The organism is Wenzhouxiangella indolica, from assembly GCF_042310355.1.
Taxonomy (GTDB): domain Bacteria; phylum Pseudomonadota; class Gammaproteobacteria; order Xanthomonadales; family Wenzhouxiangellaceae; genus Wenzhouxiangella.
The window spans coordinates 19,812-42,256 of the sequence record NZ_JBHJMR010000016.1; the positions used below are offsets into that span (position 1 = coordinate 19,812).

18 protein-coding genes are annotated in these 22,445 nt (G+C 66.5%); 10 read left to right on the plus strand and 8 right to left on the minus strand.

Annotation, left to right across the window (positions count from 1 at the left end; translation table 11 throughout):
* Window positions 1–4: 4 nt before the first annotated feature.
* A complete protein-coding gene (locus ACDC67_RS13815; RefSeq protein WP_376694053.1) occupies window positions 5–1,261 on the plus strand; it encodes a metallophosphoesterase family protein in 1,257 nt (418 codons plus the stop codon).
* Window positions 1,258–4,701, plus strand: a complete 3,444-nt coding sequence (locus ACDC67_RS13820; RefSeq protein WP_376694055.1) for an ATP-binding protein — start codon at window positions 1,258–1,260, stop codon at window positions 4,699–4,701. Before ACDC67_RS13815 ends, ACDC67_RS13820 begins: the two co-directional genes overlap by 4 nt.
* 822 nt (window positions 4,702–5,523) lie before the next feature.
* Here the strand turns inward: ACDC67_RS13820 and speD are convergent.
* A complete protein-coding gene (speD, locus tag ACDC67_RS13825) occupies window positions 5,524–6,315 on the minus strand; it encodes an adenosylmethionine decarboxylase (RefSeq protein WP_376694056.1) in 792 nt (263 codons plus the stop codon).
* Window positions 6,316–6,566: 251 nt separating this feature from the next.
* On the opposite strand from speD, the gene crp reads away from it, so the two are divergent.
* Window positions 6,567–7,235 carry a cAMP-activated global transcriptional regulator CRP gene (crp, locus tag ACDC67_RS13830; protein WP_376694058.1) on the plus strand — a complete coding sequence of 223 codons (669 nt, stop codon included), beginning with the start codon at window positions 6,567–6,569 and terminating at the stop codon, window positions 7,233–7,235.
* A 34-nt stretch (window positions 7,236–7,269) separates the two neighbouring features.
* On the opposite strand, the gene ACDC67_RS13835 is transcribed toward crp, so the two are convergent.
* Together ACDC67_RS13835 and ACDC67_RS13840 are read right to left on the minus strand one after the other, a co-directional pair.
* On the minus strand, window positions 7,270–7,782 hold the full coding sequence (locus tag ACDC67_RS13835) for an FHA domain-containing protein (protein WP_376694059.1): 513 nt from the start codon (window positions 7,780–7,782) through the stop codon (window positions 7,270–7,272).
* A 27-nt stretch (window positions 7,783–7,809) separates the two neighbouring features.
* Window positions 7,810–8,607 carry a PP2C family protein-serine/threonine phosphatase gene (locus ACDC67_RS13840; RefSeq protein WP_376694061.1) on the minus strand — a complete coding sequence of 266 codons (798 nt, stop codon included), beginning with the start codon at window positions 8,605–8,607 and terminating at the stop codon, window positions 7,810–7,812.
* A 125-nt stretch (window positions 8,608–8,732) separates the two neighbouring features.
* Here ACDC67_RS13840 and ACDC67_RS13845 point away from each other — a divergent pair, with 125 nt between their 5' ends.
* Window positions 8,733–11,327 (plus strand): bifunctional aspartate kinase/diaminopimelate decarboxylase, encoded by a 2,595-nt coding sequence (locus tag ACDC67_RS13845; RefSeq protein ID WP_376694063.1) that lies wholly within the window; start codon window positions 8,733–8,735, stop codon window positions 11,325–11,327.
* Window positions 11,328–11,340: 13 nt separating this feature from the next.
* On the opposite strand, the gene ACDC67_RS13850 is transcribed toward ACDC67_RS13845, so the two are convergent.
* Complete coding sequence (locus ACDC67_RS13850; protein ID WP_376694065.1) at window positions 11,341–12,174, minus strand: universal stress protein; 834 nt, start codon at window positions 12,172–12,174, stop codon at window positions 11,341–11,343.
* Entirely contained in the window at window positions 12,158–14,560 is a 2,403-nt protein-coding gene (locus ACDC67_RS13855) for a Lon protease family protein (protein WP_376694067.1), read from the minus strand. The genes ACDC67_RS13850 and ACDC67_RS13855 overlap by 17 nt, the downstream gene beginning before the upstream one ends.
* Before the next feature lie 120 nt (window positions 14,561–14,680).
* Here ACDC67_RS13855 and ACDC67_RS13860 point away from each other — a divergent pair, with 120 nt between their 5' ends.
* Window positions 14,681–15,760, plus strand: a complete 1,080-nt coding sequence (locus ACDC67_RS13860) for a PA0069 family radical SAM protein (RefSeq protein WP_376694069.1) — start codon at window positions 14,681–14,683, stop codon at window positions 15,758–15,760.
* Here ACDC67_RS13860 and ACDC67_RS13865 read toward each other — a convergent pair whose 3' ends face one another.
* On the minus strand, window positions 15,761–16,450 hold the full coding sequence (locus ACDC67_RS13865; protein WP_376694071.1) for an SDR family NAD(P)-dependent oxidoreductase: 690 nt from the start codon (window positions 16,448–16,450) through the stop codon (window positions 15,761–15,763).
* A gap of 53 nt (window positions 16,451–16,503) precedes the next feature.
* On the minus strand, window positions 16,504–17,466 hold the full coding sequence (locus tag ACDC67_RS13870; protein WP_376694073.1) for a calcium/sodium antiporter: 963 nt from the start codon (window positions 17,464–17,466) through the stop codon (window positions 16,504–16,506).
* A gap of 132 nt (window positions 17,467–17,598) precedes the next feature.
* On the opposite strand from ACDC67_RS13870, the gene ACDC67_RS13875 reads away from it, so the two are divergent.
* The 5 genes from ACDC67_RS13875 (at window position 17,599) to ACDC67_RS13895 (ending at window position 20,923) form a co-directional block, all read left to right on the plus strand.
* Entirely contained in the window at window positions 17,599–19,134 is a 1,536-nt protein-coding gene (locus tag ACDC67_RS13875) for a Na+/H+ antiporter NhaC family protein (protein WP_376694075.1), read from the plus strand.
* On the plus strand, window positions 19,131–19,376 hold the full coding sequence (locus ACDC67_RS13880) for a DUF7513 family protein (RefSeq protein ID WP_376694077.1): 246 nt from the start codon (window positions 19,131–19,133) through the stop codon (window positions 19,374–19,376). Before ACDC67_RS13875 ends, ACDC67_RS13880 begins: the two co-directional genes overlap by 4 nt.
* A 634-nt stretch (window positions 19,377–20,010) precedes the next feature.
* A complete protein-coding gene (locus ACDC67_RS13885; RefSeq protein WP_376694079.1) occupies window positions 20,011–20,382 on the plus strand; it encodes a helix-turn-helix domain-containing protein in 372 nt (123 codons plus the stop codon).
* 12 nt (window positions 20,383–20,394) lie between these two features.
* Complete coding sequence (locus ACDC67_RS13890; RefSeq protein WP_376694080.1) at window positions 20,395–20,598, plus strand: DUF2281 domain-containing protein; 204 nt, start codon at window positions 20,395–20,397, stop codon at window positions 20,596–20,598.
* On the plus strand, window positions 20,588–20,923 hold the full coding sequence (locus ACDC67_RS13895) for a type II toxin-antitoxin system PemK/MazF family toxin (protein ID WP_376694082.1): 336 nt from the start codon (window positions 20,588–20,590) through the stop codon (window positions 20,921–20,923). Before ACDC67_RS13890 ends, ACDC67_RS13895 begins: the two co-directional genes overlap by 11 nt.
* A gap of 303 nt (window positions 20,924–21,226) precedes the next feature.
* Here ACDC67_RS13895 and ACDC67_RS13900 read toward each other — a convergent pair whose 3' ends face one another.
* The gene (locus ACDC67_RS13900) at window positions 21,227–22,249 is read right to left on the minus strand and encodes a transposase (RefSeq protein WP_376694084.1); all 1,023 of its coding nucleotides are present in this window, start codon (window positions 22,247–22,249) and stop codon (window positions 21,227–21,229) included.
* Window positions 22,250–22,445 lie beyond the last annotated feature (196 nt).

Below are 22,445 nucleotides of genomic sequence, written 5' to 3' on the forward strand. Positions count from 1 at the left end.
TGCCGTGACCACCCTGCTTGCCATCGGCGACATGCACCTGGGACGCCCGCCCACGGCGATTCCCGAGGACCTGCGCCCCCGTCGCGACGAGCTGGGTCCGGAAGCGGCCTTTGCGCGCGCGATCGACGAGGCCATTCGGCGCGAGGTCGATGCGGTGCTGTTCGCCGGCGACCTGGTCGACCAGGATCGCGATTTCTTCGTCGCCTACGGCCAGCTTCGTTCCGGCGTCGAGAAGCTGACCGCCGCGGGCATCCGCGTTCTGGCGGTTGCGGGCAATCACGACACCGAGGTCCTGCCGAAACTGGCCGCCGAGATCGAGAAGCTGGAGCTGCTGGGGGCCGATGGCCAGTGGCAGGCGCAGCGGGTCGACGAGATCACGGTCCTGGGCTGGTCCTTCCCGCGCCCGCAGGTCCGCCAGAGCCCGCTGGAAAACCTGCCCGAGGACATCCCTCAAGGCACTGTCATCGGCCTGCTGCACTGCGACCTCGACCAGGTCGACAGCACGCATGCACCGGTGGCGCGGCGGGCGCTGGAGGACGCGCCCGTCGACGCCTGGCTGCTCGGCCATATCCACCGCCCCGACAATCTCGACGACGACCGTCCGATTGGCTACCTGGGCTCGATTTCGGCGCTGCGCGCCTCCGAAACCGGCCAGCGCGGCCCCTGGCTGATCCACGTCGAGGGTCGCGACATCGCCGCCGACCAGCTGGCGCTCGCGCCACTGCGCTACGAAGCCATCGAAGTCGACTGCAGCGACCTCGACGATGCCGCCGGCCTGGGCGAGCGTGTCCTTTCCGCCGCCCGCGAGCGCCTCGGCACCCTGGCCGGGGGCGACTCGGCACCGACGGCCGTGGGCCTGCGCATCCGGCTGACCGGCCAGTCAAAGGCGGCCGCGGGCATTGCCGCGGCCGCCGCCGAACTCGCTGCCGACGACCGTTCCTGGGACGAGCAGGGCATGGCCTGCTTCGTCCAGAAGATCGAATCCGCCGTGCTGCCGAAGCTCGACCTCAAGCGCCTGTCGCGCCAGTCCGATCCCTGCGGGCTGCTGGCACGGCGCCTGCTAGCGCTCGAGTCGCCCGAGAGCGAGGAATGCCAGCGGCTCCTGCGGCTGGCGCGCGAGTCCATGTCGCCGCTCGTGCGCGCCCGCGAGTTTCGCGAACTGGGCCTGCAGCCGGATGACGCGGCCATTGCCGAATGGCTGCGCCGTGCCGGCACGCTAGCGCTGATCCGCCTGGTCGGCCAGCGCGAGGAGGCGGCATGAAGCTCGAGCGGCTCGATATCCGCAGCCTGGCCGGGCTCGACGGACCGGTGTCGGTGCGCTTCGAACCCGACGCGATCAACTTCATCACCGGCCCCAATGCGTCGGGCAAGTCCAGCATCGTGCGCGCGGTTCGCGCCCTGCTCTACCCGGAGCTCACCCCGGGCTTCTGTCACATCCGCGCGCGCTGGCAGGTGGGCGAACACAGCCTGGAATGCGAGCGCCACGGCGAACAGGTGACCTGGCTCGACGGCAGCGAACCGGCTCCGCCGCCGGCCCTGCCCGGCAGCGACAGCGTTGGCGCCTACCTGATCAGTTCCGAGGATCTGGCCCGCCTGGGCGACACCGATGAACACATCGCCGCGCAGATACGCACGCTGCTGGCCGGCGGATACGACCTGGACGCCGTGCTGTCCGACCCGCCCCTGAGCCGGCCGCCGCGCCCCCAGAAACGCGCTAAGGAACTGTCCGAACTGGCCCGCGCCGTTGACCAGAAACAGAATGAATACACCGCGCTGCAGGGCGAACTCGACACCCTCGACGACCTGCAGCGCGAACTCGAGGAAACCGAACACGCCGCCGGCGAACTGCGCGCCTGCGAAGATGCCCTGGCCCTGGCCGACGCCATTGCCGCCCGTACCGCGCTGGAGAACACCCTGATCGAGGAGTTTCCCGGCGGCATGGACCGCTTGCGCGGCGACGAGCTCACGCGCCTGGACCAGATCGAAGAGCAGATCGCCCAGCGCCGCAAGGAGCTGGGCCTGACCGAGGACGCCCTCGAAGCGGCCGATAAACGCCTTTCGGCCAGCGGAGGCGTCGACCCGCAGCAGCTCGAAGCCGTCCAGGCCGAGCTGGCCGACCGGCGCGACGAACTGGCCGATATCGAGCGCCGCATCGACCAGCACGCCGTGTCGCTCGAACAGGCGCTGCGCCAGCGCGAGATCGCCGGCAAGCGCTTCGGCAAGCTCGATACCGAGGCGCAACCGGAAATGCCGCTGGGCGAGCTCGAGCACATGGAGCGACAGGTCGACCGGGTGCTCGACCAGCGCGAAAAGCTGCGATCGATCACCGCCGAGCTGGCCCGGCTCCATGTCCCGCGCTCGAACGCCGCCGACACACCGGAGCTCCTTCGTCAGGCCCGCGACGCCCTGTCCGAGTGGCTCGAACACGCCCGGATCAGCGGCCTGGAGGGCATTCTCTGGGGCGGGCTGGCGCTGGCCGGGGCCCTGGCGGGCTGGCGCCTGCTGGGCCCGCGCGAGATCGAGCCCCTGGGCGAGCTGATCCTGCTCATCGGGCTCGCGGTCGGTGTGCCCGCATTCCTGCTGGTGCAGTTCGTCATGCGCTTTCGCTACCTGGCCGATGCCCGGTCGCGTTACCTGGCTACCGACGTCGAGCCACCGCTGGGCTGGAGCGAGGACGAGGTCGAGTCACGGCTCGAGCGGCTCGAGCAGGAGCTCGAGTCGGCCACCCACCGGCAGGTTCAGCACAACCACGCCGGTGAGCTGCGCGAACGGCTCAACGAAGAGCGCACGCGGCTCGAGGAGGCGCGCTCGAAGCTGCAGGCCGCGGCCGAATCGCTGGGCCTCAAAGGCGAAATTCGCCTGGAAACCAGCTTCCTGCTCTGGGCGCGGCAGCTGCACGACTGGCAGCAGGCCGACCTGGCGGTTGCCCGGCACAAGCAGGAACTCGAACACGATCGCTCGGCCCACGCCGCCAGCCGCAGGCAGGCGGCCGACCTGCTCAAACGCTACGGTTTCGAGGAAGTCGAGAACCTGTCCAGCCGCAAGCTCGCGGGCGTCCTGCACCAGCTCACGCCGCGCATGCGCACCAACGCCGAGCTGCACAACGAGATCCAGGCCCACCGCAACCGCCTGGGTGAACTCGAGGCCGATATCGCGATGCTGCAGCAGCGCCACGACCAGGTCTTCGAACAGGCCGGCATCCACAGCGGCGACCGCGATACGCTGATCCAGCGCATCGAGCAGCACGAGGACTGGCGCCAGCTCGAGCAGCAGCGGCGCGACCGCTCGCTGGAAGTCGCCCGGCTGGAGCAGAAACTCGAGGCCGACAAGGCGCTGCTCAAGCAGGCGCGCGAGCAACAGCGTGAAGCCCTGGCGCGGCGGCATGAAGACCTGGCCGAAAAGGCCCAGCGGCGCGACGAACTCAACCGCCACATCGCCACCATCCACACCCGCCACGAGGACCTCGTGCGCCGACGCGAACTGCAGTCGCTGACCGGGGAATACGAGCAACAGCGCGAAGCCCTGGCCGAGGATTTCGACCAGCACATGCTCGCCGCGGCCGGTCAGACCCTGATCGAGGACGTGCGCATCGCCCACCAGGCCGACAACGAGCCGGCGGCGCTCAGGCGCGCCGCCCACTGGTTCGAACGATTCACGCATCACCGCTACCGCCTGCGTTTCCGCAGCGAACGCTTCGAGGCCTTCGACGCCCGCGCCGAACAATCGCGCTCGCTGGCCGAACTCTCGACCGCCACCCGCGCCCAGCTGCTGCTCGCCGTGCGCCTGGCCTGGATCGAGCAGGCCGAGCGCAACCGCGAACCCTTGCCGGTGTTCATGGACGAAGTGCTGACCACCTCCGACCCGGACCGCTACCGCCTGGTGGTGGAATCGGTGCAGGAAATCGCGACCGGCGGCCGCCAGATGTTCTACCTCACCGCGCAGAGCGACGAGGCCACGGCCTGGGCCGCCTGGGCGGGCGACGGCCCGCAGCCGCACACCGTCGACATGGCCGAGGTCCGCCGCGGCCAGATCGAACCACTCGAACTGGCCATGCCCGCCGGTGAACGCCGCAAGCGCGAGATTCCCGAACCGGGCGAGCAGTCGCCGGAGGCCTGGGCGCGCGAGGCCGGCATCGGACCGATTAGGCCCTGGCTGGGGACCGGCATGATCGAGGTGTTCCATCTGCTGCACGACGATCTCGGACTCGCCGCGCGGCTGATGCGGCTGGAACTCTCACGCCTGGGTGAATTGTCGGGCTATCTCGACAGCGCCGAAGACGGCGAGCTGCTCTCGCCCGGCGATCGGACGCTTCTGGAGCGGCGCTGCAATGGCGCGGCCCTGGTCCTCGACGACTGGCGCGCCCGGCATCACCGCCCGGTCGACGCCGCCGCCCTGTCGGCCTTCGGTCAGATCACCGACACCTTCATGCCGCGCGTGCTCGACCTGCTCGGGGAAGTCGATGGCCACCCGCGGGCGCTCATAGACGGCCTGCGCGAGGGCCGCGTCAGCCGCTTCCGCAGCGACACCACCGATGCCCTGGAAGAATGGCTGGCCGACAATCGCTACCTGGCCAACCGGCCCGACGAGACCACCATCACGGCCGCCGAGCTGTCCAGCCGCAGCGGCCTGAGCCCCGAAGAAGCCGCCGACCTGCGCGAATGGATCATCAGCGCGATCGACGATCCGCTGGGGGGTGATTAGGCATCAGGTAAGTCGAGCCGGGCGCTGGGTGGGGTGGTGCCACCGGGGGCTTTGGTGGCCTCGACAAGTCAAAGGCGTTTCGCCCGCCTGCTTCGCAGGCTGATGGCGAGTAACTTTTTCTCCAGAGCAAGAAAAAGTCACCAAAAATTGCTCTTAAAAGTCAAAGTCCAACGCTCGATTGTCTCAGGAGCTTGGCGACTGTGGGGGCTGGCCCCTTCGGTGAGCGGGCTTCGCGACAGCCCGGCTGGTCGCGTGGTGCCCTGGATCGTTTCCGAAAGTGGCCATGGGGGGGATCCCGGGCTTGCGCTCTGGATTGACCCCCGCGCGCTTTGCGCGCGCCATCTGCGGGGTTGCGGAGAAGCGTAGGATGCGTGGAGCGAAGCGCAACGCATCAGCCGATGCGTTACGGCCCTACGGGCCTCCACGCATCCTACGCTCTGGATCGAGCCCGCGCGCAGCGCGCCTCACCTTCGAAGCCGAGCCATTTTCGTGCGGGCTTCGCCCCATTCCCGCTAGCGCCACCGGATCCTCCGACCGAGTCTTCGCGAAGCCCGCCCACCGAAGGGGCCAGCCACCTCCCAGTTCCAGTCCTGAAACCCCGGATCGTGGGACTTTGACTTTGAAAAGCGCTTTTGCTTACTTTTGTCGCGAATGACAAAAGTGAATCGCCGCAAGACCCCGCGAAGCGGGCCCGGGCGAAACAGAATTTGACGTGTCGAGGCCACCACACCGCCCGGTGGCGCCAACCACCCACTCGCCCCAAGGACTCAGGGGCCACCCGTCCATCGCGGACACACCCCCGACCCACTCAATCATGACTCCCTAGAGATTCCGCCCGTAAAACAACTCCTGCATTTCCTTACGCAGCCGCTTCTCGATACGGTTGCGCTCACGCTTTTCGATGTCTTCCGCCCTGATACCGAACAGGTAGTTGTCCAGTTCGAACTCCTTCAGGCGCATCTTGGTGTGGAAGAGATTCTCCTGGTACACGTTGACGTCGATCATCTCGTAGGCGCGCTTGGTGTCGCGGCTGAAGTAGTCCTGGATCGAGGTGATCTTGTGGTCGATGAAGTGCTTGCGGCCGCGCACGTCTCGCGTGAAGCCGCGCACCCGATAGTCGACCGTGACGATGTCCGACTCGAAACTGTGGATCAGGTAGTTGAGTGCCTTCAGCGGCGAGATGACGCCGCAGGTGGCCACGTCGATGTCAGCCCGGAACGTGCAAATGCCGTCGTGCGGATGGCTTTCGGGATAGGTGTGGACGGTGATGTGGCTCTTGTCGAGATGCCCGACGACCGATTCCGGCAGCGGGCCGGGCGCCGCCGATGCCGCGTCACCGGCGTTTTCCACCGGCTCTTCGGCGATCAGCATGGTCACGCTCGCGCCCTGGGGCTCGTAGTCCTGGCGCGCGATATTCAGGATGTCGGCGCCGATGATGTTCGAGACATCGGTCAGGATCTGCGTCAGGCGCTCGGCGTTGTACGCCTCGTCGATGTAGGCAATGTAGTCCTTTCGCTCATCGGACGAGGTGGCAAAGCACAGGTCGTAGATGTTGAAGCTGAGCGCCTTGGTCAGGTTGTTGAAGCCGTGAAGCTTGATGCGACGTGAAACCATAGCTTGAAGTCCCGTGCTGGCTGCCGGTTCGAAAAGGGGGGCAATTATCAACCATACGCCGAACTGGTTTCCACCCCGAAATCCGCTACACTGCCAGGCAAAGCGGAATCATGCGTTTGACGCACGTCACGGACCGGGGGCAGAATTGCATGAACGGCAACACTTCCCGGGATTCGCTCGGCAGACCGATTCTCGTGCGTGATCGCTGAAAAGGGAAGTCATCCACCTAACAATACCTACTAGAAGACGCGATGAAAGACTTTCAGTTCTACCCAATCGACCGGGAAGCGATGGATCGCTTCCTCGGCATCTGTCAGCGCCAGCACTATCCGGCCAAGACGACGGTCATGCGCCCGGGCGACGCCGGCGAGAGCCTGCTGTACATCATCGAGGGCTCGGTGTCGGTCTCGACCGAGGGTGACGACGGCCGTGAACTGATTCTCAGCTACCTCAACCCGGGCGACTTCATCGGCGAAATGGGGCTGTTCATGAAACCGTCGCAGCGCGAATCGCTGGTGCGAACGCGCAGCAAGTGCGAAGTGGCCGAAGTGTCCTACGAGCGGCTACGCCAGGCGCTCGAGAACGAGCTGCAGGAACACGCCATCGACATTCTCACGGCCATCGGCTCGAAGCTGGCGCAGCGGCTGCTGCACACGCGCAGAAAAGTCTTCCACCTGGCCTTCCTGGATACCCAGGGCCGCATCGCCAAGACCCTGATCGACCTGTGCAGCGAGCCGGACGCCATATCGCACCCGGAAGGCACGCAGATCAAGATCACCCGCCAGGAATTGAGCCGCATCGTGGGCTGCTCGCGCGAAATGGCCGGGCGCGTCATGAAGAACCTCGAGGAAGAGGGCATGATCCGCGCTTCTGGCAAGACGGTGGTGGTGCTCGGAACCTACAAGGGCGCCCCCGGCTGAGCGACCGCGGCGGGGCGAGGACAGCCGACGCGCCTCAGAGCATCCAGGCCACGGCGGCCACGACAACCACGACGACAATACCCGCCGCCAGCCAGGGCATCCAGCCGGCTTTTCCTTCATGCGGCCCGTCCGACTGGTCGGGGTCGTAGAAGCGGAACTCCACACGGCCGAAACGAAGCCGATCCCCGTTGGCGATGGCCGAACTCGAGATCTTGCGATCGTTGACGAAGGTGCCGTTGGTCGACAGCAGGTTGACCACCCGCCATCCGGCCGAATCCTTGACGATCCGGGCATGCTCGGAGGAAACGCTGGAATCGTCGAGCCGAAGGTCGCAGTTATTCGCCCGCCCGACGACGATGCGCGTCGAGCCCAGCCCGAACGATTGCCCGCTCACCCCGTCACTCAGACCGGTCAGTTCCGCCCGTGAGCCGCCGCCGGGTTCGCCGGCAGCCTCGTCGATGAGCTGGCTGACTTCATCGCGGCTGAACACCTGGGTGCCCTGGGGCCCCTGGTCCTTACGACCCGAACGTCCACTGTCGCTGCTCATGGTGATTCCCTCCAGATTGTCCTTATTCTAGCCGGAACGGCCCAGAAACGGCCACTTCCACCGGGACCTGTTCGCCGGGGTCAACGCGGGGGCCGAAACGGCCACCACCGAGACATTGTCGTGTGCGCCGGAAGCCAGCGCGCCCTGCAGAAGCGTTTCCACCAGGCCTTGTGCATCGGGGGCGCCCGAGTGACGGACGATCCGTTCCATCTCTCGATCGCCGAGTTCGCCGGACAGCCCGTCGGAGCAAAGCAGAATCATGTCGCCGGCGCGCCACTGTCCTTCGACCAGGTCAACCCGCGGCGCCGCGTCGCCGGCCAGGCCCAGGCAATCGGTCAGCACGTGCCGCTGCGGATGTCTCGTCGCCTCATCCGGCGTCAGCGCACCCGAGGCCACGAGCACGCCGGCCACGTTGTGATCGGTGGTGAGCAACTCGAGCCGACTGCCGCCGGGGGAAAACCGGTAGGCGCGGCTATCTCCGACCCAGCACACCTCGTAGCGCGCTTCCCGCTCACGCAGGGCGACGATGGTCGTCCCCATGTCGTTGTACTCGGGACGCTGCAATTGTTCGTCGCGAATCGCGCGATGAGCCGCCTTGACAGCGTCATCGAGGCCGGCGCCTCGGGCGACTTCCGATCGAACCGTATCGCGGGCGATGGAACTGGCGCGCGCGCCGCCGGCATGCCCCCCCATACCGTCGGCCACAAGCCACAGGCCGAGCTCGTCGTCGGCCAGCACGGCGTCCTGATTCTCCCTGCGCACGCGCCCGATATCACTGACCGACGCTGATCGCTGGCTCCCCGACCCTTGAGTGGCGCTATTCATGCTCGCTCTATCGCGTAGAATTCCGGTGGTTCCCGCCCCGACCCGGGACCGGTCCCAACCCCGTTTTCAGCCAGAATAGCTGATTTTTGACAGTACGGCGAATCCACCCACATGGGCACATCGTAATGAATCCAGGCGACAGCGTCCAAACCAGGCCATGGCGCGTTCTCAAGTTCGGCGGCAGCTCGGTCGCCCGCGCGGACAATTGGCCTCGAATCGCCGCGCTGGTCGCCGAGTCCCGCGACGAGGGCTTCGACGTCGCCGTCGTCGTGTCGGCCCTGAGCGGCATCACCGATTTGTTGCAGGCGCATATCGACGCCGGCGCCAGCGCCGAGGTGCCGGCCCTGCTCTCGGAAGTGCGGCGTCGACACGCGGACATGCTGACCGCCTGCAATCTGCCCGAATCGACGCTCGACACGCCCCTGGAACAGCTCGGCCGTTTTGTTCAGCACGACTACGACTGCGATTCGCCGGCCGACCAGGCGCGACTTCTGGCCTTCGGTGAGATCTTGTCCAGTCGTTTCGCGGTCGCGCGACTCGGCCTGGACGCCATCGAAGCGGCCTGGCTCGACAGCCGCCGCGTCCTGGTCAGCGAAGAGCGCGAGTCGCGCAACGACCGCGCCCGCTACCTGTCGGCCCGCTGCGCCGCGCACCCCGACCCGAACCGCGCAGCCGAGCTCGCGCGCGAGTCACGCGTGTGGGTCATGCCCGGCTTCGTCGCCGGCAACCCCGCGGGTGAAACCGTCCTGCTCGGCCGCGGCGGTTCGGACACCTCGGCGACGGCGCTCGCCGCCGTGCTGGGCGCACGCCGCGTGGACATCTTCTCCGACGTGCCCGGCCTGTTCTCGGCCGACCCGCGTCGGGTACCGGGCGCGCGACTGCTCAAGCTGGTGGGGTTCCGCGAGGCCCAGGAGCTGGCCGCCATGGGTGCGAAGGCCCTGCACCCGGCCGCGCTCATACCGGCCCACGAGCAGGACATCGATATCCACATGCGCCAGACCGACCGCCCGGACATCGAGGGCACGCGCATCACCGCCGCGACGCGCGAGCACGGCGCCCAGGTCAAGGCCATCGTCCAGCGCAAGCCGATCACCCTGATATCGCTCGAGGACATCGGCATGTGGCAACAGGTCGGTTTCCTGGCGTCGGTGTTCGATGTGTTTCGGCAACTGGGCCTGTCGGTCGACCAGGTCTCGACCTCGGAATCCAACGTCACCCTGACGCTCGACCCGGGCGCGAACGTAGCCGACAAGGCCACCCTGGACGAGCTGGCGCGGGCACTGGGCCGGCTGTGCAAGGTCGAGATCCTGACCGACTGCGCCACCGTCAGCCTGGTCGGGCTGGGCATCCGCACCATCCTGCATCGCCTCGGCCCGGCGCTGGAAGTGTTCGAGCAGCGCCGCATCTTCCAGGTCAGCCAGGCGGCCAACGACCTGAACCTGACCTTCGTGGTCGAGTCGCGCCACGCCGATCGCCTGGTCCAGCAGCTGCACCAGCAGGTCATTCCCGGCGGCGTCGGCGGCGACTCGGTGTTCGGCCCCACGTTCGAACAGCTGTTCCGGGACGAGGCCGCGCCGGCGCAGGTCACGCCCTGGTGGCGCACGCGCCGGGACGAACTGCTCGCGCGAATGGAAGGCCGCGACAGCGCCTACGTCTACGACCTGCCGACGGTGCGCGCGGCCTGCCGCAAACTGCGCGGGCTCAGCTCGGTCGATCGCGTGCTCTACTCGATGAAGGCCAATTCACACCCGGAGATACTGCGCGCGGCCGTGACCAGCGGCCTGGGCATCGAATGCGTTTCGCTGGCCGAAGCGCGCCATGCGCTCGAGCACGCGCCCGATCTAGAACCGGCCGACATGCTGTTCACGCCCAACTTCGCACCGCGCGCGGAGTATCAACAAGCCGTGGCGATGGGCCTGCCGCTGACCGTCGACAACCTGCACGTACTCGAGCACTGGGGCAGCGACCTGGCCGGCCAGTCGGTCTTCCTGCGGCTGGATCCGGGTTCGGGCCTGGGCCATCACAAGCTGGTGCGCACCGCCGGCAGCCACTCGAAGTTCGGCATTCCCCTGGGCGAACTCGAACGCGCGCAGACCCTGTGCCGGGCCCACGACATCCGCATCCGCGGCCTGCATGCGCACACCGGCTCGGGCATCATGCATCCGGACAACTGGCATCGCAGCCTCGAGACCCTGGGCGAAGCCGCCCGCCGCATCGAAACCGTGGAGATCATCAATCTCGGCGGCGGCCTGGGCGTGCCCGACCGCGCCGACGAACTGCCGCTGGACATGACGGCCATGGACGGCGGCCTGGCCGAGCTCAAGCGGCAGCTGCCCCGCTCGGTCCGGGTCTGGATCGAACCCGGTCGATACGTCGTCTCGCCCGCCGGCGTCCTGCTCGCGCGCGTGACCCAGACCAAGGGCAAGGGCGATGTCCGCTACATCGGCGTGGCCACGGGCATGAATTCACTCATCCGGCCGGCGCTCTACGGCGCCTGGCACGAGATCGTCAACCTGAGCCGCCTCGACGAATCAGGCGAGCACGTCTACAACGTGGTCGGCCCGGTCTGCGAGAGCGGCGACATCCTGGGCCTGGATCGACTGCTGCCGCGCTCGAACGAAGGTGACGTGCTGCTGATCGCCAATACCGGTGCCTACGGCGCGGCCATGGCCTCGCGCTACAACCTGCGCGAACCGGCGGAAGAACTCGTCATCGACTGACCGCTCACCCCGCTCACCGTGCGGGCACGACCAGCACGGGCATGCGCCAATGCGCCAGCAGGCGGTCGGCGGCCGGTGAACCGAGCCAGCCGCCGCGACCGACCACCAGTTCGACCACGCCCTCCTCGGCCAGGACGCGCAGCAGATCGCCGGTGCCCATCGAGGGCAGTGCACGCACACGCCCGACCTTGCGCGTCAATGCCTCGCGGACCGCTTCGTCGACGCCGGGCGCCAGCAGAGCGACCAGGGTACGCCGTTCGCGCGCGGCGGCCATGTCCAGCAGGGCCGCGGCGGAATCGGCATCCTCCACCAGCACGGCCGTGCGACCCCGCGCCTGCGACGCTCCGGCCGAGCAGATATGCACGGCACCCTCGGCGCGTCGGGCCAACGGCAAGGCCGCCGAGCCGAGTCGGCGACCGATGCGCGCAGACCAGCCGACGCGCCCGAGCATCAGCCAGTCTCCGGGCCGGGCCATGGCGAGCACCTCCTCGACGAGATACCCCTGCGCCACCACCATTTCCCAGGCCACGCCGGCCTCGCGCGTGGCCCGAGCGACAGCGCGTCGAACGGTGCCGGCGCCGCTTTCACGCCGCCGGCCCAACAAGGCCTCGTCGATGGGCCGGATCGCGCCGGAGAGCGCGCCAACCTCGCGGGCGAACGGCAACGCCGAACTCCTGACGCTTTCGGGTTCTGCAACCGAAACGGCCAGTAGCGGCACCCGGTGCCGCGCGGCCAGCTCCGCCGCCGCGGCCAGCGCGTGCAGGGCATCCGGCGAGGCGTCGACCAGGACGACCACCCGGACCGGCCGCGCACTGTCGGGCGGGTGCGCGTCAGCCGTCTTCCCCATCACCTCCCCCGTTCGCCGTCTTGTCGTCACGGCTGATCCGGGCAATGCGCGCGAATGCCGCGAGACGATCGGCCACGTGCCGGTTGAAGCTGCCATTCGGGAACTCCCCGTGATCGTCGAGTTCGCCAGCGTCGAGGCCGGTCAACAGTTCGAGCGCCTCGTCGACGCTGCTCACCGGGTAGATCCGGAAGCGATCCTCGGCTACGGCCTCGCGCACCGCCTGGTTGACCATCAGGTGCTCGACGTTGGCGGCCGGCACCACGACTCCCTGGCCGTCCAGTTCACCGGCCTGGCGACAGACCTCAAAGAAGCCCTCGACCTTTTCGCTGATGCCGCCAACGGCCTGGACCCGGCCGTGCTGATTGACCGAGCCGGTGACCGCCAGCGATTGTTTCAGCGCCACCCCGGCGATCGCCGACAGCAACACGCAGGTCTCGGCCAGGGAGGCCGAGTCGCCGTCGACGCCGCCGTAGGACTGCTCGAAGACGATGCTGGCCGAAAGGGAAAGCTCGCTTTCGGGTGCGTAGCGGCTGGCGATGAATCGCGACAGGATCAGTACGCCCTTGCTGTGAATCGGCCCGCCGAGTTCGACTTCGCGCTCGATATCGACCACCTGGCCGCGGCCGGGGCGGGCGGTGGCCGTGATTCGCGCCGGCCGGCCGAAACGGAAATCACCAAGCTGGATCACCGACAGCCCGTTGACCTGGGCAACGGCCTCGCCGCGGGTCGAGACCATGACCGTGCCGCGCTCGATCTGCTCGAGGCTTGCTTCCCGGAGGCGACCGGCCCGGGCGTTGCGTTCGTCGATGGCGCGCTGGACGTGCTCGGATGTGACCACCTGCGATCCCGCTTCGCCGGCCCAGTAGCCGGCTTCCATCAGCACGTCGCGCAAGACGCGATCGTCGGCGCTGAGCTTGCGCTGATCGTCGGCCAGTCGGCTGGCGTGCTCGATCATGCGCGCCACCGCCGAGCGGTCGAGCGGCGGGGTGTCGGTCCTGCGCGCCAGCGAGGCCAGCATGCGCGCGTAGAGCATGTCGTTGTCGTCACTGCGCTCGATCTCGTCGGCGAAATCGGCCTCGACCTTGAACAGCTCGAGAAAGTCCGGGTCGTGCTGCGCCAGGAGGTAGTACAGCAGCCGCTCGCCCACCAGGACGACCTTGACCGAGACCGGCATGTTCTCCGGCTGCAGGCTTGCGGTGCTGACCATGCCGTAGAGCCGCTCGAGCGATTCGATACGGACATCGCCCGAAAACAGCACGCGCTTGAGGCTTTCCCAGGCCATCGGATGCGAGAGCACCCGCCGCGCGTCCAGGATCAGGTAGCCGCCGTTGGCCTTGTGCAGGGTACCCGGGCGAATCATCGACACGTCGGTATACAGGGCGCCGTTGCGCATCTGGTGTTCGATCCAGCCCGTCAGGTGGTGATGCGTGGGCAGATCCTCGTAGATCACCGGCGCGCCCTCGGCCTCGGCGTTGTCGACCAGCAGGTTGACGCGGAACCGCTCGAGCAGTTCCTCCGGCGGTCCGCTGCCGCGGCGGCCGCGCAGGGCTTCGGCGTACTCCACCACGTGTTCGCGCGCGGCATCGAGGTGGGCGATCACGTCGGGCTCGTGCGACCAGTGGTCCTTGAGCTCGCGCACCGGCCCGCCCAGGGCGAACAGCGTCATCTCCTCGTTGAGCTCGCGGACACGGCTGCGCAGCTCCTTGCGCAGCGCGGGTATGCGCTGGATCTCCTGCTGCAGCTTTTTCTGCAGCTCGGCCACCTTCTCCTCGATTTTCTCGCGCTCGTCCTCGGGCAGCTTTTCGTATTCATCCGGTTCGAGCACTTCGCCGTCGCGCATCGGCGCCAGGGTAAAACCGCCGGAGGTGGAGATCAGGGCGATACCGGCTTCACTGGCCTCCTCCCCGATGGCGCTCAGGCCCTTTTGCTGGCGCTGTTCGAACTCGTCCTGGATGTCCTGCATCCGGCCCTGGTACTCCTCGCTTTCGAACACCGCCGCCACGCCGGTGCGCAGCTCCTCGACGAAGCCGTCCATGTCGCGCCGCAGGCGCCGGCCGTCGCCCGGCTTGAGCCGCAAGGCACGCGGTCGCTCCGGCTCGGAGAAGTTGTAGACGTAGCACCAGTCCGGCGGCGCCGACTCCCCGGCCGCGCGGTTCTCCAGGAAACGGCGCACCAGGGCGTGCCGGTCGACGCCGCGCGGACCGAGCACGAACAGGTTGAAGCCGTGGTTGCGAATGCCGGTTCCGAAGCGCAGCGCCTGGAGCACCCGGTCCTGCCCCACCGGCTCGCCAAGCGGCTCGATCGCCGCGGTCGTATCGAAATCCAGGCTCTCCTCCGGGCAGCGCCGGTAAACCTGGTCTGCGCCGAGCGGCTTGATGTTGGCCATGCACGATCCCCTGTCCGAGTCGAATGACCCTACTGTAACGTCCCGGCGGCGGATGCGGGCGAACTGTCCGGCTGGTATTCCGGGCTGCAGAAATAACTGTATTCATGTACAGTACTCGGCATGAGCAACGCCGCCAAAAGCAAGGGTCGGGGCGCCGTATCCAACCCGCAGTCGCGCTTCGCCGGTAGCCGACGCGAATCCTTCGACGACGGCTGGTTGCGCGAGCTCGACGAGCTGCCCGCGCTCGAAACCACCACCCGCCCGGAGCGGGCCCATTCGATCATTTCGCGCAACCGCTCGCCCGACGTCCCGTTCGAGCAGTCCATCAATCCCTATCGCGGTTGTGAGCACGGCTGCGTGTACTGTTTCGCCCGGCCGTCACACAGCTATCTCGACCTCTCTCCGGGCCTCGACTTCGAAACCCGCCTGTTTCACAAGGAGAACGCGGTCGAGCTGCTCGAACAGGAACTGCGCCGGCCCGGTTATCGCTGCCGTCCGATCGTGCTCGGCATCAACACCGACGCCTACCAGCCGATCGAACGCGAGCTGCGCCTGACCCGGCGCCTGCTAATGCTGCTGGCCGAGTACCGTCACCCCGTCAGCATCCTGACCAAGGGTGTGACCATCCTGCGCGACCTCGATCTCCTGGCCGATCTCGCCAGCGACAACCTGGTGTCGGTCTCGGTCAGCCTGACCACCCTGGACAACGACCTGAAACGAACCCTCGAGCCGCGCACGGCCTCGCCCGCAGCCCGCCTGAAAATCCTCTCGGAGATGCGCAAGATCGGCATCCGGCCGGGGGTGATGGTCGCGCCCGTGATTCCGGCCATCAACGACCACGAGATCGAGGCCATCCTCGAGGCGGCAGCGGAGGCCGGCGCCGTGCGGGCCGGCTACGTCGTGCTGCGCCTGCCGCACGAGCTCAAGACCCTGTTTCGCGACTGGCTCCAGAGTCACTACCCCGACCGCGCCGACCACGTCATGAGCCTGGTGCGCCAACTGCACGGCGGCCGCGACTACGACCCGCGCTTCGGCCGCCGCCAGACCGGCGCCGGCATCTTTGCCCAGCTCCTCGCCCGCCGCTTCGAAGTCTCCCGCCGGCGCCGCGGCCTGGACCAGGACCGTTCCCCGCCGCTCGACACGAGCCGATTCAGGATCCCGGGACGGGCCGGCGACCAGATGCGCCTCTTTGCCGGATAACTACCAGTCGATGGCCCGGCGCCGTCGGAAGAAGCCGCCGGTCGGCCCGTCGTCGGGCAGGGTTGCCAACCAGATCGGCGTGTCGGCGCCTTCCTCGACCGAGCTCGTCGCCTGCTCACCGCCCATGTCGGTTCGCACCCAGCCGGGGCAGGCGGAGTTGACCTTGACCGACTCGCCCAGCGCCTGCGCGGCCTTCACTGTCAGGGCGTTCAGGGCGGCCTTGCTGACGGCATAGGCTGGCGGGCCCTGCAGATCTTCGGCAAAAGCGCCCCAGCCGGAGGTCATGTTCACGATCCGCCCCCAGCCGCGCTCGCGCATCGGAACGCCCAGCGCCTGAACCAATTCGAAGGCGGCGATCAGGTGGACCTGCAGCGAGTGCACGAAATCGGCCAGACCCAGGTGTTCGAAGTCGTCCTTGACCAGCACACCGGCATTGTTGACCAGGATATCCACGGGGCCGTACTGCGCGGCCAGCTGCCCGGCAGCTTCGCCGACGACGCCGGGCTCGCTCAAATCGAGCGCAACGCCGGTTGCCAGGCCATCGATCTGCCTGACGGCTTCACGCGCCTTGTCGACATCGCGGGCGGCGGCCAGAACATGGATACGGCGCTCGGCCAGGCCGCGCGCAATCTCGAGCCCGATACCGCGATTGGCGCCCGTAACGAGTGCGGTTCGTCCAGTTTGCGTCATTTGGCTCTCCTTTCGGTCATTCGGGACACCATGGTTCTCGGGTTCGCCTCGCCTCAGGCCGGAAACACACGGAAGGTCACGACGATATACGCGGTGTAGGCCAAGAGGAAGATTGCGCCCTCGATGCGGCTCAGGCGCCGTCCCGTCCACAGCATGAGCAGCACGGCTACGCTGCAGGCCAGCAGCACCCACTGGTCGAACACCAACATCCGATGCGGCAAGGGCAGCTCCTGCAGCAGGGAGGACACGCCGAGAATTCCGAGCAGGTTGAACAGGTTGCTGCCGAGGATATTGCCCACGGCCATCTCGACCTGCCGGCGAATGGTGGCGATCAACGAAACCGCCAGTTCCGGCAGCGAGGTCCCTACGGCGACCAGGGTCAGGCCAATGACCGCTTCCGATATCCCCAGGTCGCGAGCCAGCGCGACGGCGCCGAGCAGCAGTACGCGCGAGCCGGCAATGAGCAGCACCAACCCGCCGAGCGTGGTGGCCACGATGAAGCCCACCGAGCGGTCGGCGCTCCCGGGAATGGCATCGGCGTCAAGCGCCGCGCCCTGCGACGCCTGCACGCGACGTTCGGTCTGGTAGGCCCAGACCAGGTAGAGGGCGAGACCGGCAAGCAGAATGAAACCATCGACGCGCCCCAACGCGATGCCGCCGGCGAGCACGATGAACAGACCGCTGACCGCAACGCCCGATACGGCGTCTCGCGACAGGCCCAGCGGCGAGACCGGCAAGGGCTGGACCACGGCACAAAGGCCGAGGATCAGCAACACGTTGGCGATATTGCTGCCCACCACGTTGCCCAGGGCAATACCCGGCTGATTGATCAGCGCGGCATCCACGCTGACGACCAGCTCGGGCATGGAAGTGCCGAACCCGACCACCACCAGCCCGGTCAGCAAGGCGCTGATCCGCAGGCGGCGCGCCAGTCCGAGCGCGCCCTTGATCAGCACCTCCCCGCCGACGGTTAGCAGGCCGATTCCGACAAGGACCAGCAAAAGGTCAATCCACATGCATCATCCTCATGACAAACAGGCCCCAGTTTAACCGCCGCCTTGAACCCGGCCGGCGATCAAGGCTATTCTCCGCGGGTTGACCCAATTCGCAAAACTGCCGTCAAGAAGCAGCCAGGAGGGAATGCTTCCATGAACCAGCCAGAAGCCGCCGAGCCCGCATCGGCACCGCAGACCACGATCGAGTTTCGCGGCGGCAAGGCGCTCAGCGCCCTGCCCATCCTGTTCTTCATCGCCTGGGCCATCTTCCAGTCGGGCCTTCTAGGCATCAGCGCCACCGGCGGTCTGATCGTCGGCATGCTCGTCGGCCTGATCCTGGGCATGCTCTTCGTCAAGGGCGACTGGAAAGGCTACGCCGACACCGTATTCGAGGGCATGGCCCAGCCGGTGGCCGTAACCGCCATCGTCGCCTGGCTGTGGGCCGGCATGTTCGCCGGCACCTTGCAGGTCGGGGCCTTCGTCGACGGCCTGGGCTGGCTGGCGGTGGCCACCGGCATCGGTCCGCTGCTGTTTCCCGCCATTACCTTCCTGTTGGCCGCCCTGCTGGCGACCGGTATCGGCACCGGCTACGGCACGGTCATCGCCTTCGTGGCGCTGTTCTTCCCGGCCGGCGTGGCGCTCGGCGCCGATCCGGTCATCATGTTCGGCGCCATCCTCTCCGGGGCGGTCTTCGGCGACAACCTGGCGCCGGTATCGGACACCACCATCGTCAGCGCGGTGACACAGGATTCCGACGTCGGCGGCGTGGTCGCCAGCCGCTTCAAGTACGCCATCATCGCCGCCGTGCTTTCGCTGATCGCCTACGTCGTGGCCAGCGCCATGTTCAGCGGGAGCACGATCGCACCGGAAGTCGCCACCGCCTTCCGCGAACAGACCAATCCGGCCGGGCTGCTGCACCTGCTGTCGATGAGTGTGGTCATCTTCACGGCCATCGCCGGCCGCCACATCATCGAGGCCATCTCCTGGGGCCTGATCGTGGCCATCATCGTCAACCTGGTCTTCGGCCTGGCACCGGGCACCGCCATGCTGGTGTTCAACGTCGCCGAGGGCGGCTGGGCAGCATCGACCTTCGGCGGCTGGCCGCTGGTGGAAGTGGTCGCCGCGGCCGATGCCGGTGTGGGCGGCAGTCTCTACGACGGCGCGCTCGGCTTCGCGGAGCTGGCCGTGCTGATCCTGCTGGTCATCGCCGGCGCCCAGATCATGATGCGCGGCGGCGCCTTCCACGCGCTTCAGGACTGGCTGCTGACCCGGGTCGCCAGAACCGTGCGCTCGGCCGAGATGGTCATGGTCACCGTCACCGCCTCGATCAATGCCGCGATCACCATCAACACGGCCGCCCAGATTGCCGTCGCGCCCTACATCGCCACCATCGGCAAGCGCTTCAACATCAACGGCTACCGCCGCGCCAACATTCTCGACGCCAACACCTCGGCCCTGGGCTACATCTTCCCCTGGGCTGGCGGGGTGCTGGTCGGCTACACGCAGATGGTCGCCCTGGTCGACCAGTACGACTGGTTCACGACCGACATGGTGGTCGCCCCCATCCAGGCCTGGCCCTGGGTCTTCCACGGCTGGCTGCTGGTCATCGTCTTCCTGGTATCGGCCTGGACCGGCTTTGGCCGCGAATACACCTCCGACCGCCTGAGCAACCGGAGCAACGAATCATGAGCAAGGGACTGTTTGCCAACTGGCGATTCCGCACGACCCATCCGACGTTCGAACCCGGCCAGCGGATCGAGGTCTACCTGACCGCCTTCGACGAGGCCACCGGTAAGGGCGAGGCGCGCGTCGGCGACACCATTCTCGAGGTCGAGGGCGCCCGCGCCGACCAGGTCGACACCCTGGTCGAGCTCAAGGTCGATTCGTTCGACGGGCAGGCGCACCGCGGCGCGGCGCGGGTCGAAACCTGAGCAACCTGAGCGGCGGTCAGCCGACGCGCATCGGGTATCAGGGTTTTTCGCGGGCAATCCGCTCGTGGACTGAACCCAGCTGAGGAAGAACCGGGACACCCACGCTTTTGCTGGCGGAAGCACCCTCACCATGGTCCGTTGCAGGTCAGAATCTGGTGAAATCGGTACCCAATAGACCGCGATCTGGCAGGTTGAGCCGTGTGACGGCTGGGAAAGGCTCGATTTGCGCACCGGCCACTCCCGAAGCCTTTTGAACGCAAACTATCTGGAAGCTCTTGCCTGTGAAAGCGTCGCATCCACAGAGAAAGGCGCGCCGCACGCAACGGCTGACGCAATGGTAGACGCCGGGCTCCCCATGGCAGACCAGATTGCTGCGCGGATAGGTCATGGGCGTAGTCTCACTTAGAGGTCGATGCCATCGAAATAGCTAATCGCCGCGACTTGGTATAGGGAATATCCTACGGATGATGGGTGTCCCCTATTTCGATGCTGGGTGTCTCTTTCTTCTATTTCGGGGCTTCAACTACCGGGCGACAACCTATACACTTGATGCATATCTAGTCGAGCGGGTTCCCGCTGATGACGAAAAACCGGTCTTACAATCTCCGGCATCGATGCCCCCCGAACCACCACGATGCCCAAACAGGATGTGAACAAGATCGCCGGCCTCGCTGCCCGACTTGCCGCACTGCGCCGGGCCGCCGGCTTTACCCAGATCGAACTGGCCGAGGCGCCGGAAGTCACGCAGCGGATGATTTCCTACTACGAAGACCAGACCGATCCACCGCCGCCAGCCCTGCTGCCGAAGCTGGCCCAGATATTCGGCGTGTCGGTCGATGAACTCCTGAGCGTCAAGCCGATCAAACCGAGCCACAAGCCCGATTCGAGAACGCGGCAGCGACTGAGCCAAGTCGAGAATCTATGGCCGGCCGCCAAGCGCCAGGTGATTCAGCTGATCGATGCCTTCATCATGCGTGAGATGCTCAATCAACAGTTCAGCGGCTAAGGAGAAGGCCCCATGCAAGCCGACGAGATCCAACCCTTGATAGACAAGCTCAAGGAACTGCCGCCCGAGCGGGTGGCAGAAGTCGAGGACTTCATCGACTTTCTGAGCCAGCGTGCACAAGACCGTGCGCTGACCCAGGCAGCCATGTCGGTTAGTGAACCGGCCCTGGAGAAGATCTGGGACAACGACGAAGACGCCGTCTATGATGAGCTATAGTTTCGGTGACGTCGTTCTGGTCCGGTTCCCGTTCACCAACCAGCAAGACAGCAAGCGTCGACCTGCAGTCGTCGTCAGCACCCAGAGCTACAACCAGCAAAAACCCGACGTGATCCTGGCGGCAATCACCAGCCAGGTTCGGACGCCACTGGCCTTCGGGGAGGCAATGATCCAGGACTGGCAAGCCGCCGGCCTGCTCAAGCCTTCGGTGCTCAAGCCGGTCGTCATGACCGTCGAGAAAGCCATGCTGGCGAAAATGCTCGGCCAACTGAGCCAGGCGGATCAGCGAGCACTGCGAGATGCGGTCCGGCAAGCGATCCAATAAGTGTGGCCGACCACCGAAAGGCCGTTCAAATCCGCTTCAGCCCACCCCCAGCGAAACAAAGAACCGGGACACCTACGCTTTTGCTGGCGAAAGCACCCTCCTCATGGTCCGTCGAGAACCGGGACACCCACGCTTTTGCTGGCGGGAGCACCCTCACCATGATCCGTTGCAGGTCAGAATCTTTTGAAATCGGTGCCCAACTGACCGCGGGTTGATCCGTCTTACGGCTGGAAAAGGCTCGACTTGAGCACGCGCTAGCGCCCGATCGTTATCAGGTGGTCGGAAGCTCGGATTGAGAAAGGTCTACCAAGGCACCGGCTGCTCCCGAAGCCTTTTGAGCGCAAACTCTCTGGAGACGCCCTTCATCCAGCGCTGGCCGAGGTCAGCGGCCTTCAGCATCAGCGACTCTGCCGAGCCGATTGCTCGGTAGTAGCGGCTTTCTGTCCCCTTCACTCGCTGAATCCACTCGCGCGGATGGTTGGCGACTTGCCAGAGCTCCTCGGGTGGTGCTTCCTTGGCAGCGGACAGCGTGCCACGCTTGCCGGGATGCGCCTGCAGTCCGGTCCACCGCACCAATTCTATGTAGCTGGACTCGGTGAGCTCCGAGAGGACGCCCACATCCAGTCCGGCGACAGGGCGCAGAGCTGTCTGCTTCCGGCGCCGACTCAAAGCCCTGGAGACTCGCGGGCGCTCCGACGTCAGACGGTGTCGCACCGAGGTATGCTCGGACTCCCGGAGCGCCTCGCACATGCCAGCACGAACCGGGTTGAGATCGACATAGGCCATGCACGACAAGACCGCCTGTTCGTCCAGCAGCGCCTGGCATTTGAAGCGCCCCTCCCAGAACCGGCCCGTGCAGCCGTCCTCGCGGTTGGCCATGCGCGCGATGGGCTCGTTGAGCGCGCGCATGAACCAACTAATCGAGCCCAGGCGCTGGCGAATGACGACCAATCGCTCGGAATTCCCCAGAAGAGCCAGGGTGGCACGCTCCACACAGGCCGGGTCGTTCCGATCGCTGATGGAGCCGGGGAATATGGCCAGCCAACGCTCCGCGACCTCCCGGTCCGACCACTGCTCCGCTGCCTGCGGATCGTTGCGCAGGACGACATGAAAATGATTCGACATCACCGCGTAGGCGTAAACGGAGACGGCAAAGGCATCTGCCAGCTTGAAGATCCGCTCCTCGATCCACTGACGCCGGTGCTCGAAGCTCTTGCCGGTTAAAGCGTCGCATCCACAGAGAAAAGCGCGCCGCACGCAACGGCTGACGCAATGGTAAAAGCCGGGCTCCTCATCGCTAACCAGATTGCTGCGTGGATAGGTCATGGGCGCAGTCTCACCTAAAGGTCAACGCCCTCGAAACAGCGAATCGCCGCGACTTGATGTAGGAAATATCCTACGGATGATGGGTGTCCCTTTTTTCTCTGCGCTAGTCCGTGGGTGTCCCACTTTTTCACCCTGGCTCTCATGCCATATCGAACTGCATCAGCCTCTTGAGGAGAAAGAGCCGGCCCAGGTGGGT